Origin of the sequence: Aliidiomarina maris, from assembly GCF_003987335.1 — a bacterium.
Lineage (GTDB): Bacteria > Pseudomonadota > Gammaproteobacteria > Enterobacterales > Alteromonadaceae > Aliidiomarina > Aliidiomarina maris.
The window spans coordinates 52,463-71,753 of sequence record NZ_PIPK01000010.1 but is presented as its reverse complement, the minus strand read 5'-3'; the positions used below and the strand labels follow the sequence as shown (position 1 = coordinate 71,753).

17 protein-coding genes are annotated in these 19,291 nt (G+C 49.8%); 12 read left to right on the top strand and 5 right to left on the bottom strand.

Features of this window, described 5'->3' with window-relative positions; translation table 11 throughout:
• Positions 1-2: 2 nt before the first annotated feature.
• Together CWE07_RS10800 and CWE07_RS10795 are read right to left on the bottom strand one after the other, a co-directional pair.
• A complete protein-coding gene (locus CWE07_RS10800; RefSeq protein WP_111569864.1) occupies positions 3-1,079 on the bottom strand; it encodes a catalase family peroxidase in 1,077 nt (358 codons plus the stop codon).
• A 102-nt stretch (positions 1,080-1,181) separates the two neighbouring features.
• Complete coding sequence (locus CWE07_RS10795; RefSeq protein WP_111569865.1) at positions 1,182-2,138, bottom strand: D-2-hydroxyacid dehydrogenase; 957 nt, start codon at positions 2,136-2,138, stop codon at positions 1,182-1,184.
• A 195-nt stretch (positions 2,139-2,333) separates the two neighbouring features.
• Between CWE07_RS10795 and CWE07_RS10790 the strand changes: the two genes are divergently transcribed.
• The 4 genes from CWE07_RS10790 (at position 2,334) to CWE07_RS10775 (ending at position 4,799) form a co-directional block, all read left to right on the top strand.
• Positions 2,334-2,885, top strand: a complete 552-nt coding sequence (locus CWE07_RS10790; protein ID WP_111569866.1) for a class I SAM-dependent methyltransferase — start codon at positions 2,334-2,336, stop codon at positions 2,883-2,885.
• Between the two features lie 79 nt (positions 2,886-2,964).
• On the top strand, positions 2,965-3,543 hold the full coding sequence (locus CWE07_RS10785; RefSeq protein ID WP_111569867.1) for a DUF924 family protein: 579 nt from the start codon (positions 2,965-2,967) through the stop codon (positions 3,541-3,543).
• Between the two features lie 184 nt (positions 3,544-3,727).
• The gene (locus CWE07_RS10780; RefSeq protein WP_111569868.1) at positions 3,728-4,432 is read left to right on the top strand and encodes a haloacid dehalogenase type II; all 705 of its coding nucleotides are present in this window, start codon (positions 3,728-3,730) and stop codon (positions 4,430-4,432) included.
• A 79-nt stretch (positions 4,433-4,511) separates the two neighbouring features.
• Complete coding sequence (locus CWE07_RS10775) at positions 4,512-4,799, top strand: hypothetical protein (RefSeq protein ID WP_111569869.1); 288 nt, start codon at positions 4,512-4,514, stop codon at positions 4,797-4,799.
• 4 nt (positions 4,800-4,803) lie between these two features.
• On the opposite strand, the gene CWE07_RS10770 is transcribed toward CWE07_RS10775, so the two are convergent.
• Positions 4,804-6,318 (bottom strand): amidase family protein, encoded by a 1,515-nt coding sequence (locus CWE07_RS10770; protein ID WP_241974128.1) that lies wholly within the window; start codon positions 6,316-6,318, stop codon positions 4,804-4,806.
• Between the two features lie 270 nt (positions 6,319-6,588).
• On the opposite strand from CWE07_RS10770, the gene CWE07_RS10765 reads away from it, so the two are divergent.
• The 6 genes from CWE07_RS10765 (at position 6,589) to phoU (ending at position 13,334) form a co-directional block, all read left to right on the top strand.
• Positions 6,589-7,632 (top strand): porin, encoded by a 1,044-nt coding sequence (locus tag CWE07_RS10765; RefSeq protein WP_157983263.1) that lies wholly within the window; start codon positions 6,589-6,591, stop codon positions 7,630-7,632.
• A 107-nt stretch (positions 7,633-7,739) separates the two neighbouring features.
• Positions 7,740-8,759 carry a substrate-binding domain-containing protein gene (locus CWE07_RS10760; RefSeq protein ID WP_111569871.1) on the top strand — a complete coding sequence of 340 codons (1,020 nt, stop codon included), beginning with the start codon at positions 7,740-7,742 and terminating at the stop codon, positions 8,757-8,759.
• A 215-nt stretch (positions 8,760-8,974) separates the two neighbouring features.
• Positions 8,975-10,366: a phosphate ABC transporter permease subunit PstC gene (pstC, locus tag CWE07_RS10755; RefSeq protein WP_111569872.1), complete on the top strand. Its 1,392-nt coding sequence runs from the start codon at positions 8,975-8,977 to the stop codon at positions 10,364-10,366.
• 10 nt (positions 10,367-10,376) lie between these two features.
• Positions 10,377-11,753 (top strand): phosphate ABC transporter permease PstA, encoded by a 1,377-nt coding sequence (gene pstA, locus CWE07_RS10750; protein ID WP_111569873.1) that lies wholly within the window; start codon positions 10,377-10,379, stop codon positions 11,751-11,753.
• Positions 11,754-11,821: 68 nt separating this feature from the next.
• Positions 11,822-12,601 (top strand): phosphate ABC transporter ATP-binding protein PstB, encoded by a 780-nt coding sequence (gene pstB, locus CWE07_RS10745; protein ID WP_111569874.1) that lies wholly within the window; start codon positions 11,822-11,824, stop codon positions 12,599-12,601.
• Between the two features lie 13 nt (positions 12,602-12,614).
• A complete protein-coding gene (gene phoU, locus CWE07_RS10740) occupies positions 12,615-13,334 on the top strand; it encodes a phosphate signaling complex protein PhoU (RefSeq protein ID WP_111569875.1) in 720 nt (239 codons plus the stop codon).
• Between the two features lie 70 nt (positions 13,335-13,404).
• Here phoU and CWE07_RS10735 read toward each other — a convergent pair whose 3' ends face one another.
• Positions 13,405-15,537: a BCCT family transporter gene (locus tag CWE07_RS10735; protein ID WP_111569876.1), complete on the bottom strand. Its 2,133-nt coding sequence runs from the start codon at positions 15,535-15,537 to the stop codon at positions 13,405-13,407.
• A 101-nt stretch (positions 15,538-15,638) separates the two neighbouring features.
• Between CWE07_RS10735 and CWE07_RS10730 the strand changes: the two genes are divergently transcribed.
• A complete protein-coding gene (locus tag CWE07_RS10730) occupies positions 15,639-17,546 on the top strand; it encodes a CASTOR/POLLUX-related putative ion channel (protein ID WP_111569877.1) in 1,908 nt (635 codons plus the stop codon).
• A 55-nt stretch (positions 17,547-17,601) separates the two neighbouring features.
• On the opposite strand, the gene CWE07_RS10725 is transcribed toward CWE07_RS10730, so the two are convergent.
• Entirely contained in the window at positions 17,602-17,811 is a 210-nt protein-coding gene (locus tag CWE07_RS10725; protein ID WP_111569878.1) for a cold-shock protein, read from the bottom strand.
• Positions 17,812-18,172: 361 nt separating this feature from the next.
• Between CWE07_RS10725 and CWE07_RS10720 the strand changes: the two genes are divergently transcribed.
• A complete protein-coding gene (locus CWE07_RS10720) occupies positions 18,173-19,237 on the top strand; it encodes a cysteine synthase A (protein WP_111569879.1) in 1,065 nt (354 codons plus the stop codon).
• The last annotated feature ends 54 nt before the right edge of the window (positions 19,238-19,291 follow it).

Below are 19,291 nucleotides of genomic sequence, written 5' to 3'. Positions count from 1 at the left end.
CCTTAGGGCGTTGTGTCAGAATGATGAAAGATTTGCTCGCGCGCACGGCGTCGATATGACTCTGCGTAGGCGGCGGAGCGGGCACGTAAAATCGCATCTTCAGAAGGGCGCATGCCCGTAGGTAAGATCAATGGGTCAAAATTCACGGCATCACACACACTTGGGCTATCAACGACACGTTCAATGACGATTTGGCCGGCAATGACATGGCGGCGTGAAGAAGGCCACGCCACCGTGGGGTCACTGGCATCATCACTGGGGTCAGCGAACGTAAACACCAGGTCAAATACTACGGGTCGTTCTCTAATTCGGTCAGCAATTTCTAAACCAAGCGCGTCATTGGCTTGCTCACTCTGGGCATACGGGTTGTCTGCCACGGAGCTTGGCTGTTCGATACCAGGCATCGCCTCTGTGTTGGCCTTCAAATGCCAGCGCACGGCTTGCTGCTTGCCATCGGCATTGACCAAGTAGAAGGCGTTAATACTATGGAAGTTTTCCTGAGCGAAACTTGCGCTGGGCTGATAGCTAGCACTCCACTGGCGAAATGCTTGAGTTTCAGGATGGGCTGCAAAGAACGCCGCAATTTTCTCGCCGTCTCGTTCACCGGTATGTGGGTTGGGTGCTAAAGCATTGAGCTGCGCAAAAAATGCGTCGGGTGTTGCCACCGCCATCACGGGCGGGGTGTTCATCGCGCTGCGCCATTGCTGGTTGGCACCAGCGTCGAGACTAAACGCAAAGCTGCGCACTGGTGAGGTTAAGTCCGGCGCGGTTGGGTTGCCGCCGCCAATTGAGAAACGGCCCAACATGGGGGTTACGCCCTGTTGCAATAATTCAGCAGTCGAATAATCCGCTAATGCGCCGCTTGATACAAACTCACCTGCAACACATACACCCTTCGCATGGGCACGTCGAAAACCAAGATGAGGTTCATCGCCTTGTTGAAAATCGACGAAAGTTTGCGCACTCACATGCTGGCGGCCGAACACGCCCAATAGCGTAAGCCAAATAAGCAGTAAGCCGACTAGGGCGAGCCCGATAAGGGCGTAATTCATCGCACTAAATGAGCGGCGTTGAGACATGATGATTGGTCCTAATTAAACGGGTTGAGCACTCATAGGTTCGCTCTTAGTTATTGGTTTTATAAAACATTTAACTAATACGTTAACCAGCAGGTATTCAGTTCACGGGTTTTTCCAATCGGCTACGTTTTTCGCGCTCAGCTCGATAATGCGTTGACGCGCTTCCGGTGCCAACCAGGCACTGTGTGGGGTGACAATCAAGTTTAAACCTTCGTGTAGGGCATCAAGCAGCACGTTGCCGTCCCGTGGTGGTTCTTGCGTTAGTACATCGACCGCGAGGCCGCCAATCAAGCCTTGGCGTAGTGCGTTGAGCGCATCCTGCTCATGAATAATGCCCCCACGCGCACAATTGACCAGCAGTGCCGTCGGTTTACACAAGGCCAGGTTATCTTGATTAATTAGATGCTGGGTGTCGGGCGTGAGTGGGCAATGCAATGACACCACATCCGCCTCAGGCAGCAAGGTGTCTAAGCTTGGCCGCGTATCGTCGGTTTTACCGGGGCGTGCTGCCACTTTGACATGCATGCCAAAGGCAAGGGCTAAGCGCTCTACTTCCTGACCCAGTTCTCCGTGCCCCACAAGCACCAAGGTTTTGCCGCTTAGCTGCATGACTGGGTGGTGCATCAGGCAAAACATGGAAGCGCGCTGCCATTCTCCTTGCTGCACCGACCGCTGATACGGCACCAAACGCGTGGCTAACGCGAGCATTAACGTAAGAGTGTGTTGGGCAACACTTGCGGTGCCATATGCATTGACGTTGCGCACTTCAATCCCCAGGGCCTCGGCCGCTGCGATGTCCACATTGTTGGTGCCAGTTGCAAGGACACATATCAGTTTTAAGTTATCAGCTGCGCGCATCATCGCAGCGTCGATCACCACTTTGTTGGTAAATACGACATGGGCACCTTGAATTCGCGTCAGCGTTTGGCCTGGCCCGGTGCTGTCCCAACGCACAAAATCTGCGAGTTGTTGCTCAAGCGGGTCAAAGTCAACCCCTTCGCCCAGACTGGCGGCGTCTAAAATAACCCCTTTTAACGAATTAAGTGGTGTCGTTGGCATGTCGGTCTCGCAAATTATCGTCTCAGTTAGCAGTGCTTAGCATAATAAAAGGCTAGCGCCATTTGTAAAGCTATCAACGGTGATGCTTTGAGTTTGAAAGTGTTATGTAATAACGTATCTCAATATCGCTGTGTGTTGACGTTCGCTAACCGCGTATTGCGTTGACAACAATCACCAGTTTGCACGAGTAGCCGTATGAAACATTCCGCATTATTTACCTATATTGAACGTTTGCAGGGTGAGCGCCCTTGGGGACACTTCTTAGACGCTGGTACCGGTGCGAAATCGTTGGCGTGGGTTGGGTCGTTGGATACCAAGCAATGGACCGCGGTCACAGCATCAACCTCGATGGCGGAGCAATCGAAGGCGCAATTCCCCGGCGTGATGCGCCCGCAAAACAGAATTCCGGTGGAAAACTGGATAGATCCAAAACTCGTGAGCGGTGAAACTTTCGACACCGTACTGTTAGATTATTTTGTCGGAGCCGTAGAGGGTTTTGCTCCATACTGGCAAGAATCAGTATTGCCACGCGTTAGCCAGTTGGTGGCGCCAGGTGGGCGGTTATATATCACTGCACTGGACCCCTACGTGCCATTGCATGCTGAGGATGAGGTAGGGCGCTTTGTTGGCGCAGCCATGCTAAAACACGCGGATGAAATGCAACAGCGGGGCCTGGAATTAATTGCGCGACATGATGGTTTAGCGCATGGATTTGATTATGTGATTGCAGCGGAACGTACCGCATAGCGCGCAATTACGGCATTTCGGCGCGCCAAGGTTGCAATACGCGGGGCGCGCACTAGGGTAGGCGTATAAGGAGATACGCATGCAAGATTATGAAGATTTGGATCAGCGCGAGCACACACTGGGTGCCAGTGATGTACTAAATTTTTGGTTCTACGAATTAGGGCCAAAAGACTGGTTTAGCAAAAATAGCCGTCTTGACCAGCTCATCGCTGAGCGTTTTGGCGCACTATACACGGCGGCGTTACATGGTGAGTTAGCAAGTTGGCGCCAGAGCGCGGAGGGGCGTTTGGCGGAAATTATCGTGCTGGACCAGTTTTCACGTAATTTGTATCGCGAATCCGCACAGGCTTTTGCCGCAGATTCAATGGCGCTAGCATTGGCCCAAGAGGCAGTTTGCGCAAAGTTAGACCAGCAGTTAACCGTGCAGCAACGTGCGTTTTTGTACATGCCTTATATGCACAGCGAATCATTGTTGATTCACCAGCAAGCGGTTAAGCTTTTCTCTCAGCGCGGCTTGGAAGAATCACTCGATTTTGAAATTCAACACAAAGCCATTATTGAGCGCTTTGGCCGTTATCCGCACCGCAACAAAGCCTTAGGTCGCAAATCAACCAAGGCCGAGCGCGAGTTTTTACAGTTACCCGGCTCCGCCTTCTAATCAGTTGCTCGCGCAGTCAGCATAAGGCTTCGCAGCGGTATTAGACTTTAATCCAATAGCGCTTTTTTATCGGCTAAGTAAACTTGTTGCATAATTGCCGCACGTGCGGCTAGTTCACCTATCATGCAGTGTTTGCCTCGTCAGTTTTAAATTAGGCGGGCACAAGTAACGAGGGATTGCGCCGGTGAAATGCACCATAGCTTTTGATATTTACGGCACATTATTCGATACCAGTGGTATTCAAACGCGACTTGAGCCTATTTGTCTTCAAGCTCGGCAAAAGTCTGGCGCGCATGGCGGTGGGGTCAGCGCGGCTGATGTGGCGAGGCTTTGGCGCGATAAGCAGCTTGAGTATTCGTTCCGACGCGGCCTAATGCAGCGCTTCAAAGACTTTTCCGTGTGCACTCGTGATGCGCTGCGCTACTGTAACGCATACTTTGACCTGGGTATGAGTGCGCAACAAGAGGCGTATTTGCTACAAGGCTATAATGAACTGCCATTGTTTGCTGACGTTGCACCGTCCTTAGCGCGTTTGACTCAGCAGCATCATGTATTTGCATTTACCAACGGTTGCGAAGACGCGGTACTGAGCCTATTGCGTAATGCTGGGGTGGCAAATCACTTTCACGATGTGATTTCTGTCAGTGATACGAAAACCTTCAAACCTGACCCTGCGGTCTATACACATTTTTTACGCCAAACAGAGAGCGATCCTGAGGCCACTTGGTTGGTTTCAGCCAATTCTTTTGACATCATAGGGGCGGATTCAGTGGGCATGCGCACTGCATGGATACGGCGCTCCAGCGATAATATCTTTGACCCTTGGGGTGTTCAACCTGAGCTTACCATCAGCGATTTAAGTGACTTAAGTGGACGCATAAAATGCTAGAGAATTGGCGCTGCGGTGGTTAAACTTCTACCTGGGCGCCGAAGCATGGTGTGAACCCACCAGAATTAAAGGAAAGGCTGTGAAACCATCTATTTTACAACGCGTATTTGCTCTTTTACTGCTGCTTGGCATGATCGCACTGGGCGTGATTGTTGCGAGTGGCTTTTTGCTGTTGGCGTTGTTATTAGTGCCATTATTTTTATTGCGCGTTTATATGCACAAGCGGCGCTTACAAAAGTTGATGGCGGAGCGTCAGGCCCATACCCACAGCAGCAACGCTCCACCTCATGCAGACTCAGCCAATCAGCAACAAGAGGGGCACGTGATTGAGGGCGAAGTGCTGCACAAGGATGTTAGCAAGGACTAAAAAGCTATGGTGCTGGCGGCGCGAAGCCCATGCCGTCTTGCTCTAAACGTTCGGCCAAGTCGAGTAATCGCCACTCGGTATAAGGCAAACCAATCAAACTAATCCCTAGCGGCAGCTCACCTTCTTGGCCTGCTCGTAACGTGACCGAAGGATAACCCGCCACCGCAGCTGGGGTTGCCGTGCCAAAGCTATAACCTACATCCCCTTCAACGGGTGTAATGGGCCAAGCCGGACCATAGGATGGAACCACAATGGCGTCTGCGGCATGAGCCTGCAACAACTCGTCTAAGAAACTTGTGGCTAACTCTCGACTGAGACCTAAAGCTTGCTGGTAGCTGTCTTTTTCCGTCTCTAAGTCGATTGCCGCCGCACGCTCCAGATATTCTTGGCCAAATAGCGCTAAATTCTGCTCTGAAGTGGCTTGGTTATACGCGATAATGGCATCTATATTGGCCGCTTGCGTTGGAGCGCCGAACTCTTCTAGCCAAGCATTTAAGTCACGTTTGAATTCATAAATCAGGGCCTCCAGCTCTGCATCGCCCAACCCCTCGGGCAATTGCCATTGGTTGACTTCCACCACATCAATGTTCTGTTGGTTGAAGTGACGGGCAACACGTTCGGTCATTTGCTCAACGCCTGCAAAGCGGCTATCAAATGCGCGAACTAACACCACACGTTGAACTGTTACGGGTGCCTGATGCATGCGGCGCAGTGCTTGTGGCTCAGCGATGACCTCAAGTAGCAGGCGCGCGTCATATACATAGCGCGTCATTGGGCCCGCAATATCCTGAGCGCTGGCAATGGGAATAATGCCATGCCCCGATACACTACCGCGTGTTGGCTTGACACCGACGACGCCATTCACCGATGCGGGGCACATAATTGAACCATCGGTTTCTGTGCCAATGGCGAGTAAGGTTAAGTCGGCTGCTGGCGCAACGCCGGATCCTGAGCTGGAACCGCAGGGTGTGTGAGTGTGGAAATAAGGGTTCAGGGTTTGACCACCCAAACCAGACCAGCCGCTAATTGAATTGTAGCCACGAAAATTTGCCCATTCAGACAAGTTCGCTTTACCCAGAATAATTAAGCCTGCATCTCGCAGGCGGCTGACAAGTTCTGCATCCTGCGCCGTGGTGAACCCCGCTAGCACTTGGGCGCCTGCAGTGGTTGGCAAGCTATCGGCACTGGCAATATTCGCTTTCAACACAATCGGTAAACCATGCAAAGGCGAACGGGCTTGGCCTGCATGGCGTTCTGCGTCCCGCGCTTGAGCCTGTGCTATGGCATCTGGATTGACATCCACAATGGCAGCTAAGCGGGGATTATACGTCTCAATTTGTGCCAGATAATAACGTACCAGTTGTTCGCTGGTGAGGTAACCGTCATCAAGAAGCTGCTGGGCTTGCGCGGCTGACAAATGGCTTAGGTTAACCTCAGGTTGCGACGCTGGTGAACAGGCGGCAATCGCAAGCATCAACCAAGCAATATACAAGTGTCTCAAGCGCATCAGTTTGAGCATGGGCTAAGTCCTTAATTCAGATTATGTTCATATAAACTAAGGTATTATATGGCAGCTGCAAAGGCTTTTTATTCGTGGTATCAGGCGACGTTTTCAGTGAGGTATCCATAGATTGTTATACAACTGAGGTATTTTTAACGCAAGTTGGTCATATTAATGTTGCGTAAGATTAAAAAAAGATTAATAAAACTGTCACTTTGTCATAAATTCGTCACACAAAAATATTACGGTAGCTGTCCAGCAGTTACCCAACTCTTGCTGGAGCCTAATATGTTTGTTGCAAACCCTAAGAATCGTTTAGTACGTCAATCTTTTAAGTCCTTCTCTTTGAGCCTCATCGCGCTCAGTTTTACCATGCCAGTTGCGGCACAAGCCGTGGATGTCGATATTTACGGGCGCGCCCATGTGAGTGTTGACGTGCTAGGGGACGGCAGTGATTACGGTTTGAACCTCTCAAGTAACGCAAGCCGTATTGGTTTTCGTGCTAACCATCGCATTCATGACAATATTGAAGTGATCATGCAGCTTGAGCAAAAAGTGAACTTCGATGAGCGAGGCGGTGAATTTGCGACACGTGATAGTTATGTCGGACTTCGCGGTAACTGGGGTCAAGTACGTTTTGGTTCCTTTGATACCCCCGGCAAATTATTGCGCGCTAAGGCGGATGTGTTTAATGACCGGCTCGGCGATTTACGCAATATAGCCAGCGGCGACAATATGAGTTTTGATCCGCGCTTTCGCAACAGCATTCACTATCGCAGCCCTGCGTTTTATAACACCACCTTTGATATTCAATATTCTCCGCATAATGAAACCGGCTCCACGCGAGACAATCAGCTGCAAGCGATTAGTGTTGGCGTTAATTACAGTAAAGACCGGCTTTGGCTGGGTGCCGTGTATGAAATGAACCAGCTGGAAACCCGTGACCCGACCGCGATTCGTTTAGGTGGCTCGTATCAGTTTACCGATGCTTGGCAGGGTATGGCATTTTATCAACATGCTAGTGATATAGCGTTCGGTGATCGCGATGTGTTCGGCGGCGGCACCAAGTACCGGTTTGGCGACTACGCAGTCATGGGACAGATTTATCACAGCACAGATAACGACTTGGACGACACCGGTGCCACCATGTTGGCGGTAGGTTTTGATTTTTACGTGACGAAAGATTTCACCTTGTACACCATCCTGGGTGTCACCGATAACGACCAACTGGCTGGCTTTAGTGTCTCAGCGGGTGGCCGTGATACACAGCTATTTCCAGAGCTTGGTAACACAGCATCGGGTTTATCCATGGGGTTAATTTATAACTTCTAAGCAAATTAGCGAGGATAAAAAATGTGCCGCGCTGTCATAAATGTGACATATAAATGCGGCACAATTGACATAACGCAAATTGACACCCAACAAGGGAACTTCAAATTATGAAACGTTTAGCGACTATCCTATGTGCCACCGCAGCTTTAACCGCATTTGGCGCGCAAGCGCAGCAACGCGATGTGATTCAAATTTCTGGTTCATCGACTGTATTGCCGTTTAGCTCAATTGCTGCCGAGGAGTTTGGCAACAACTTCAGTCGTTTCCGTACGCCTGTGGTTGGCTCGGGTGGTTCTGGCGGCGGCTTACGTCAGTTCTGTCAGGGCGTTGGTGCAAACACCATCGATATCGCGAACTCGTCACGTGCCATTCGCCCGAACGAACTGGCTAACTGCCATGCCAACGGCGTGAACCAAGTGATTGAAGTGAAAATCGGCTATGACGGCATCGTGTTCGCTTCACGTGCTGGTGCGGGTGACTTCAAACTTGAGCCTAAACATGTATTTTTAGCCCAAGCACGCCAGGTGCCCCAAAATGGTCAAATGGTTGCGAATCCATATACCAACTGGTCGCAAATTGACTCGTCATTACCTGACCAAGACATTCTTCTGGCGATTCCAGGCTCGAACCACGGTACTCGCGAAGTCTATGAAGAAAAAGTGATTCTGGATGGCTGTAAAGCATTCAGCGAAATTACTGCACTCGATTCAAGCGCCCAAAACGACGTATGTTTGGCAATGCGTACTGACGGCCGCGTAGTTGAAATTGCAGGTGACTACACGGAAACATTGGCGCGTTTAGAAGCCAACCGTAATGCGGTAGGTGTGTTTGGTTTAAGCTTCTACGAAAGCAACCGCGACCGTCTGCAGGTTGCCACTGTGTCAGGTGTGGTTCCAACTATCGATAACATCATTTCAGGCGAATACCCAGTGTCGCGTCCGTTGTATTTCTATATCAAAGGCGAGCACATTGGTGTTATCCCAGGCTTGCAGGAATTCGCGATGTTCTACCTAAGTGACATGACCTCGGGCTTTGGCAGCATTTTAGAAGAAGCTGGCTTAATTCCTTTAGGTGACGACGAGCGTCAAGAAGTGATTCAAGCGATTCGCAGCAAACAAGCGCTGTAATAGCGTGGTCACAAAAACTTGCTATAAAAAGCCACTTTAAGTGGCTTTTTTACTATCTAAATCAAACTACAAGGATTGTGGTGATTGGTTTTGACTGGTTCGCATATTTAATTTGGATAACGCCGAAATCAGTAGTTTGTCACAATGCTGTCATATTTGTGTCTTACACTCGTCATTATAACGTCATCAAATATGCTGCTTAACTCGGAGCGTACATGAATAACTTGATCGTCATCGCCGCATTACTTGCTGTTATGACTTTAGCGTACCAGCTCGGTATGGCTAAAAGTGGTAAGCAAGCAAGCCGCTTAGCGCGGGAGAAAAACCATCAGGCGATGCACTCGCGCCCCCACCACCATGGCGCGTTAGTTGCGTTTTGGGCGACGGTGCCTGCCTTTGCTATTTTCCTGCTGTGGAGCTGGTTTGCGCCATGGATGGTGAATCAAATGGTGATAGCGCAATTGCCTGACCATTTGGCCCAATTATCAGGCAATGAACTCAACGCGGTATTACGCCGCATTAGTAACATTGCCAACGACTTCGTTTCTGGCGGCGTGCTCGCCGACTGGGAAATTGCGGCCGCTCAGTATTACCGCGAAATGCAGGAAATCGCGTATGCCATTATGCTGGCGCTGGTGAGTGCCGCCGTTGCTTTGGGCTTGTTTCTTAGCTACCGCAAGGTCAACCCAGCGCTGCGAGCTCGCAACGCGATGGAAAAGGTGATTAAAGCGGTTCTGATCATTTCATCGACTATCGCCATCTTAACCACTATTGGGATTGTGCTGTCGATGGTGGGTGAAACCTTACGTTTCTTCACTTATGTTAGCCCGACAGACTTTTTCTTCGGCACCACATGGAACCCAAGGTTCTCTACCGTAGGGACCGGACAGCAAGGCGAATTTGGCTTATTACCACTACTTTCAGGTACCTTGTTGGTGGCCAGTGTGGCACTGTTAGTCGCTATTCCATTAGGCTTGCTTTCAGCCATCTATTTAGCCGAGTATGCGCCAAAGCGCTTACGTAATGTGGCCAAGCCTATTATTGAAATTCTGGCCGGTATCCCAACTATTGTGTACGGCTTCTTCGCCTTGGTAACCGTCGGACCTTTCCTGGCTGGACTGGGTGATAGCGTTGGTCTGGATATTCGCGCAACCTCTGCATTAACCGCCGGTGTGGTAATGGGGATTATGATTATCCCGTTTATCTCGTCACTTTCCGATGACATCTTGACCCAAGTGCCTAAGTCACTGCGTGACGGCTCACTGGGCTTAGGGGCGACTAAATCTGAAACCATTCGCAAGGTGGTATTGCCTGCTGCATTGCCGGGTATCTCTGGGGCCGTGTTGTTAGCTGCCAGCCGCGCGGTGGGGGAAACCATGATCGTGGTGCTCGCAGCGGGTAACAGCCCGAACTTAACGGCGAATCCATTTGAGGCGGTTTCCACCATGACAGTGACTATCGTGAATCAGTTAACCGGTGACAATGACTTCTCAAGCCCGCAATCCCTGGTTGCCTTTGCACTTGGCTTAACTTTGTTTGTGATTACGTTGATATTGAATATTGTTGCCTTGCTAATCGTACGCAAGTTCCGCGAACAGTATGACTAAGGACGCACGCATGACTGAATCATCTTCAAACAGCACACCGAGCGCGGCCACGCAGGGCTGGAGCGTACAGGATAAAGTGTCCGCTTCATTGCGTTCGCGTAAGCGCAAAGAAAAGGCGTTCAAAAACCTTGGCCTGGCTAGCGTGTTGGTCAGCCTGGCGCTGGTGGCGATACTGTTTATCAATATCTTTTCGAAGGGTATTCCAGCGTTTTGGCAGACCAGCATGGAGCTGGATATCTATTTTGACCCACAAATAGTGAACGTACCTGAAAAGCCGGTGCAACAAGCGGATGAGTCTTTCTATGACTTCGACAACCGTTTGCAAGAGTGGGAAACCGAGCTTGGCTTTGTGAATTTCAATGCGCTGATTAACAATGCAATTATTCCTTTGCTACCGGACTTTGAGCGCTCGCAAACACGCTTCTTAACCCAATTGATTACATCAGGCGAGCGCCATGCATTACGCCAGATGGTGATGGATGACCCAAGCGTTATTGGTCAAACCAAGACCTTACGGTTACTTACCGCCGCCAATATTGATGTCTGGTTAAAAGGTAATATCGACCGCGATTTGCCCGATGAGCAACAGCAGTTACCAGCGCTAGTGCGCGATTGGGCTGACCAATTGTATGCTGAGGGCGCGATTCAAAACCGCTTTAGCACGGCATTATTTATGAACCCTGACTCACGCAGCTCACTCGCATCTGCTGGTTTAGCGGGCGCCTTTGTCGGTTCGTTTTATATGATGTTGATAGTGATCTTCTTAGCCATTCCAATGGGTGTCGCGGCAGCCATTTACCTGGAAGAATTTGCGCCGAAAAACAAAATCACCGATGTGATTGAGGTCAACATTAATAACTTAGCTGCGGTACCGTCGATTATCTTCGGTTTGCTTGGAGCGGCGGTGTTTATTAACTGGTTTAACTTACCTATGTCAGCGCCGGTGGTGGGTGGTTTAGTGTTGTCATTGATGACCTTGCCGACCGTCATCATTGCAACCCGCTCGACCTTGCGTGCGATTCCTCCTTCAATTCGAAGCGCTGCATTAGGTTTAGGTGCTTCGCGTACCCAGACCGTGTTCCACCATGTGTTGCCGCTGGCGATACCAGGCATTTTAACTGGCTCGATTCTGGGCGTGGCGCAAGCTTTAGGTGAAACCGCACCATTACTGTTGATTGGTATGAAGTCGTTTGTCGCTAGTGTGCCGCAGACACCGTTTGACCAGTCGACGGCGTTACCTGTGCAAATATACTTATGGCAAGGTAACGAGCTACGTAACTTTTTCGAGGCGCGAACGTCTGCAGCGATTATTGTCCTGCTGATGTTAATGCTAAGCCTGAATGCGTTAGCCATCTGGCTACGCCGCAAATTAGAAGTGCGCTGGTAGCAAGTGCTGTACACGCAGCCAACCTTAGCTACCATTGAACGAATGAACATGATGCAAGTAGGGAATTTATGACACAAGCTCAAGCGAATCCGGCCACCACTGTCACAGCGCGCAATGTTGAAGTGTTTTATGGCGATACCCAAGCGATCAAGGGGATCGACCTTGATGTGCATACCAATGAAGTGCTGTCGTTTATCGGCCCGTCAGGGTGCGGTAAGTCAACTTTCCTGCGCTGCCTAAACCGCATGAATGACACCATTGCTGGCTGTCGTGTTACCGGCAGCATTGAGCTTGATGGCAAGGACATTTATCACCCATCCGTTGATGAGGTGCTATTGCGAGCGCGGGTCGGTATGGTGTTCCAAAAGCCGAACCCGTTCCCGAAGTCGATTTATGACAATATTGCGTACGGACCTAAATTACACGGTTTAGTGGAGCGTAAACCAGAGCTCGATGACATTGTGGAATCAAGCTTGCGTCGTGCTGGTTTATGGGAAGAGGTGAAAGACCGCTTGCATGCACCTGGTACTGGTTTGTCGGGTGGTCAGCAACAGCGCTTATGTATCGCGCGCACGATTGCGGTTAGCCCTGAAGTGATACTAATGGATGAGCCTTGCTCGGCCCTTGACCCGATTGCGACAGGCATCATTGAAGAATTGATTCACGACTTAAAAGAGAAATTTACTATTGTGATAGTCACGCATAATATGCAGCAGGCTGCGCGCGTGTCGGATCGCACGGCATTTTTCCACTTAGGGGATTTAGTCGAAGTCAGCCCAACCGATGAGCTGTTTACTAACCCTAAGAACAAACGTACTGAAGATTATATTACTGGCCGCTACGGTTAATTGGGAGGGGTGTATGGATAATTCAAAAATGGGTAAGCATATTTCCTCGCAATTCGACGTGGAACTCAAGGGTGTTCGCAACTCGGTGCTGTCAATGGGCGGCGAAGTTGAGAAGCAATTGGCGGATGCGATTCGTGCGATTAAAGAAAGTGACCACGAGCTAGCTGACAAAGTGCTCAGTAATGACCGCAAAATTAATGCCTTTGAGCTGGATATCGACAACGCGTGTACGCAGTTGATTGCTAAGCGTCAGCCCACCGCAAGCGATTTGCGTCAGGTGATTGCGACCTTTAAAACCATTGCCGATTTAGAACGCATTGGCGATGAAACCAAACGCATTGCAGGGGTTGCCAAAGAAACTTTTAGCAGCGAGCAACAACACTTGTTGGCGAGCCTGGAGAACCTGGGGCAGCTGGTATTGAACATGCTACGCATGGTGCTGAATGCGTTTGCGCGCATGGACGCGGAAGAAGCCCTTGAAGTGCATCAGTCGGACCAGGGCATTGATCGTCAATATGAGGCCATGCTGCGTCAATTGATGACTTACATGATGGAAGACCCACGCAGTATTCCAAAAATTATGGATGTGGTGTTCTCAGCGCGCTCGCTTGAGCGTATCGGTGACCGCTGCCAGAACATTGCAGAGTATGTGATTTACAACGTACACGGCAAAGACGTGCGTCATACCAGCGTCGAAACTATGCAAGATACGGTGCGCAAGCCACGCGCTTAGCCCTTGCGCTATGAGGGCGACATAAAAAAAAGCCTGCGCGAGCAGGCTTTTTTGTGGTCTGTTGACCTAGTTAGCTTTTGGCGTCGTTTTTATCTTCAGAAGCGCCATCTGACCCTGCCAATTTATCTTCCCAAATTTCTTCAGGGTGTTCCTCGACGTCTAAGTCTTCGTCGTGCTTCGCCATATCCCAAGGTAAGGTACTTGGGCTAATTTTGAGAAACGCTAAGTAGTTCTCGAACTGATTCAAGACATCGTCCAGCAAGTCTTTCTCATTGTAGCCATAGACATCGTATTCCTGCCCGCCTTGGCGCAGGAATACTTCGGCGGTGGCATACTTCTCGCGTTTCTCTTCTTTACGACTCAGTAGTGGGTACGCATAGTCAGGTAAATCAAATTCACGCAAACGCACTTCGTAGAAGAAGTCGAGTTGATCTTCGAGCTTCACTTCAAGGTAAACGCGTTGGTTGGCATCGTCCCAAGTCACTTCAGCCGGCCACTGCTTGCTCTCAAGTGAACCTTTGAGTTTATCCAGTGCTTGCTGCACATCTTGCTGAATAAATTTAAGCACTTCTTCTTGATTAGGGAAGTTAACCAAAGCACCTAAACGCCGCTCCCATGAGCCTTTGCCGGTACCGCTGTTGGTGCGCGCGCCTTTCATATAGCTTTTGAGACTGCCGTGCTGATGGCCTTCGATAATCAGAGCTCGCCACATACCAAAGGCAGCGATTAACATGATCACAGCGAACGGCAAGGCGCTGGCCACCGATGCGGTTTGTAACGCACCAAGACCACCAGCAATGAGCAACACCGAAGCGACTACACCCTCTAGAGTGGCCCAAAATACACGCTGCCAAGCCGGGGTGTTAATCACACCACCTGAAGCCAATGAGTCGACCACTAATGACCCCGAATCTGACGAGGTCACGAAGAAAGTGACAATCAGAATCACCGTAGCTACTGAGATAATGGTGGTTAATAGGGTTGGGTAATCAGCAAATAGGTACGAATACATTCTAAACAAGGCAACGGCCTCGTCCGCTTGTACTTCCTCAATCAATGAGGTGTAACCTTGCTGCATAATTAAGTTAAGCGCGGTGTCGCCAAACACACTAAACCATAAGAACGTAAACATGGTGGGTACAAACATCACGCCGAAAACGAACTGGCGAATGGTGCGCCCGCGGCTGATTTTAGCAATGAACAGGCCGACAAACGGTGCCCAAGCAATCGTCCAGCCAAAGATAAATAACGTCCAGTTGCCTATCCAGTCACTGCGTTCGTAGGCTTGCAAGTTAAAGGTGCGCTCGACAATGTTATTCATGTACGAGCCAGTGTTTTGCAAGAAGGTTTCGAGCAGTAAAATAGTGGGACCAAATACAAATACAGCGATTAATAAGAACATAACTAGCGTCATGTTAATCACCGATAAGCGCTTAATGCCCTTATCCATACCGGCAACCACTGAAGCAATCGCAGCTAAGGTAATCACCCCAATAAAAATAATTTGCACTGTAGTGTTAACCGGTACGCCCCACAATTCATTCACCCCTGCGTTGATTTGCGCCACAGACAAGCCAAGGGTGGTGGCAATACCAAACATAGTGCCTAGAATTGCGAACGTATCGACTGCGTGACCCGCAGGGCCATAAATTTTGTCACCAATCAGTGGGTAAAGCGCAGAACGCATAGACAAAGGTAAGCCGTGGCGGAAGGCAAAGTAGGCAAGCACTAAGCCGGTCAGGCCATAGATAGCCCAAATGTGAAAGCCCCAATGAAAGAATGAGATTTGCATCGCGGCTTTGGCCGAATCAAGGGTTTCAGCGGCGCCCACGGGCGGATCTGCATAGTGCAGTACTGGTTCGGCAACACCAAAAAACAGCAGGGCAATACCGTAACCTGCGGAAAATAGCATCGCAAACCAAGCTGGAAAGCTATACTCGGGTTCTGCATGGTCGGGGCCAAGCTTAATACGACCAAACTTAGTTAATGCGATACCCACGACAAACACTAAGAAAATCGCCACGGCCAGCATATAAAACCAACCAAAACGGTCGGTAATTTCGGCGAGTGTGCGTTCAAAGAACTGTCCTGCGAGGTCCGGATTACTGATGGTACCGATGATGAGTAAAGCAATAACGATGATGGCGGGTAAAAAGACTGGCAGCAGTAGTGTGCTTTTTACCTTTGCAGAGGATGCGCCCATGTATAAACTCCCTGATATGAGTCACTTAACTGTATTAGAATCTAATAAAGGTTAGCAGTAACTGACCCAGATACAAGAAATCAACCCACGTAGGTACCTGCATGTTTCGATTGCCACTGATCGACCGCTTAAAATTTTATCTTGAACGCCAGCTAGCCAAAGGCGCGTTTTATCAACTAGTTGTCGCCTGGCTGCTGGTGGTTCTAGTGTCACTATTTGGCGGCGCTTTAGTGACTGCGTTTCATGGCCCCGCGGAAACGTATTTGGAAAATATTTGGTGGGCATTCTTGCGCCTGACCGACCCGGGGTACTTAGGGGACGATGAAGGCATGCTGCGGCGTGTGGTGTCCACGGTGCTGACGGTACTTGGTTATGTACTGTTCATGGGTACATTGGTCGCGATTATGACCCAGTGGTTAACCGCCAAAATGCAAACCTTGGAGCAGGGCTTAACCCCTGTTGCATTGCGTCATCATATTAGTATCTTGGGTTGGACATCACGGACTATTCCAATTTTGCAGGATATTCTAGCCCGTGGGCCATTGGACAACGGCGCTGAGCGTAAACGTAAGCGCACCCGCATTGCCGTGTTAGCCGATGACATTACTCAAGGTGCGAGTAGTGAATTTTATAGCCATCGTGAACTGAGTGCTAAACGTCGTCAGGTTATCCTGCGCTCCGGCTCAATGCTAAACCCCGACCATATGTTGCGGGTTGCCGCAGGCTCAGCCAAAGTAGTTATTATTCCGTCACCAGCGGACACCAGTGGACGCCTGTTGAGTGCTGATTCCGAGGCGATTAAGGTGTTACTGTCGTTAAATGCGCAAAGTGTACAAGCCACGCCGCCACTGGCGATTGTGGAGTTGCAAAACGCGGATAATATCGCACTCGCACGTCATTCTTATCAAGGCCCATTGCAAATAGTCGCCAGTGACATCGCGATTGCGCGTGCATTTAGTCAAAGCGTGGTCTCGCCCGGGGTGTCAGAAGTACTCGATTCATTGCTCGTCGACGCGAATGGCTGCCAGCTTTACTTAGCGCCTGCGACTGCGGTGCAAGGCCAGCGTTGGGGTGACATCAGTCAGTTTTATCAGGCCTCAATTGCATGCGGCGTAGTGAGTAAGCAAGGTGGCCACGCCACACCTTTGCTGAACCCTAAGCAAGACTATATCATTGGCTCCGATGACCAATTAATCCTATTGGCGCGTGAAGAAAAAGATATTGTGTATCTTGGCAGCGCAGGTAATCAGCAAGCGCAGTTAGCGCCGGTTGATTTAAGCGCATTAAGCTTGCAGCGCGAGCGGGCACGGGTTTTAGTGCTAGGTTGGAATCGCCGTGTACCGCGCTTTATTGAGCAATTACAAGCCGCCTTTGGGCAACACTTAGCACTGACCTCAGTATCAACATCATCCCGCAGCCAGCGCCGACAGTTGGTCAATGATAGCCACGCACAGCTGGAATTCATTGAGGCCGATTACACCCGTGCGTCGGTGTTAAGCGACATTGAACTGAACCAGTTTGATACTGTGGTGGTGTTCGCCACCGACCGCTTAGAGCGGGGTGAAGAGGCTGATGCACGCAGTATTGTTGCCAATCAACTGCTTGACCTATTACTCCAGGATGCGAGTCAGCGCCCGCAAGTACTGGTGGAATTAATCGACCCGAATAACAACCGTTACGTCAGCGCCAGTAAGCATCGGCTGCGCAGCGAGGTCGTGCAAAGCTCGGCAATGATAAGCCACTTGTTAGCCCAGCTAGCGGTGTACCCTGACTTACGCAGTGTGTACGACAGCCTACTTAGCCCTGAAGGCGTTGGTGTGCGTTTGAAAAGTGTACCTTCGCAGTGGTTTGGACAGCCGAGCTTCCGTCAATTGCAACAAGCCGTTGCGGCACAAGGCGACATTTTAATCGGTATAAAGCAGGACAATCAGCGCAGTGAATTGAACCTAAGCCCGGATGCCTTAGTCGACGCTAATGCGACGACGGCGCTTATCGTCATAGGCAATTAAGCATAAAAAAAGGTCGGCATATGCCGACCTTTTTCTTCGTCAATTCGAAAACTGCTTAAACAACAGTTACGTTCTCAGCTTGTGGGCCTTTTTGACCTTGAGTCACTGTGAAAGAAACTTTTTGTCCTTCAGCCAATGAACGGAAACCGTTTGCATTGATTGCGCTGAAGTGTACAAACACGTCTGGACCGCCTTCGCGCTCTAAGAAACCAAAGCCTTTTGACTCGTTGAACCACTTAACAGTGCCAGTAATTACGTCAGACATAACTTATCCTGATTTTAAACATAAAAATTTAATAGCCTTGCGGCTGATTATGCTGGAAGCAGCTAGGACTTATTTAAACAGGACGAGAATCTTCCGAAGGGAGGTCGTACGTGTTGTTAAATTCGAGCTGGTATTCAAGCAACTCTGAGTATACACCCCTGTTGCAAACCGTCAAATTAAATTGAACAAAGTTAAACCACAAAAAAATACTTATATAAGCGCGGCAATAAATCAATAAAAACGAATATTTCGTTGCGAAAACCGCACCTTAAACGAATTTAGCTAGCCGCGCTTTAATGACTTATGTCAGTATGAACGCTATTTCCAGCTAAGCCCACACTACCAATAAAGAGGATTGACCATGCAAAAATTGACGCGATTCGAGCATCAGGCACAGATGATAGGGCGCACCGATATGCTAAAAATTCGTTCGCTGTCAGCGCTTTGCAAAAGTGACATTTTTTTAAAGTGTGAATTTCAAAATCCGGGTGGATCGATCAAAGACCGGGCAGCCAAGCAAATGGTCGATGATGCCCTAGCGAGCGGTGCATTGCGCCCCGGAATGACCATTGTCGAGGGCACTGCAGGTAACACAGGTATCGGGCTGGCGGTGGTGGCCAAAGCATATGGTTTGAACCTATTAGTGGTGATGCCGAATGATCAAACTGTGGAGAAAACTCGCATGATCGGTTTGCATGGTGCCACGTTACATGCAGTCGACCCTGTGCCGTTCAAAAATCCCGCCCATTTTTACCACACCGCACGGCGCATGGCGGAAGAAAACCCAGATTACTGGTGGGCCAACCAGTTCGAGAACACCAGCAATATGCGTGCGCACTATTCACATACCGGCCCTGAGATCTATCAGCAGCTTGATGGCCAAGTCGATATATTGGTCTCCGTATCCGGCACTGGTGGCACGATTGCAGGCAATTCTCGTTACTTGAAAGAGCAAAATGCGGCGACCGAAGTATGGCTCGCGGATCCAGACGGCTCAGGCAGTTTAGAGTTTTTGCGCAGCGGCGAGTATAAGTCGCAGGGCAGTTCAATGACCGAAGGCATTGGGATTATGCGCCGGGTGGAGAATTTTCGCCAAGCGCAGATAGACTATGCAGTGAACCTACCCGATAGTGACTTAATTGCGATTGCTGACTATGTGCGCCGTGAAGACGGGATTGTGCTTGGCAGTAGCTCTGCATTGAATGTGGCTGCGGCGTTTTTTGCCGCGTTACAGCGCCCAGCAGGCCAGCGTATTGTTACCTTTGCCTGTGACGCAGGCGAGCGTTCGAGCTCTAAGCTCTACAATCCTGATTACTTGCAACAGCGCGGCCTTGACCCACAACCGAAGCCGATTGATGCGTTAATGCGCGACTATCAAGCCAGTGCGCATAAAGTGGTGAAAGTAACCCGAGACTATCGTAATTAACTAGCTTATATAAACGATGTAACACGCTGACTAATTGATTTAAGTTAAATAAAA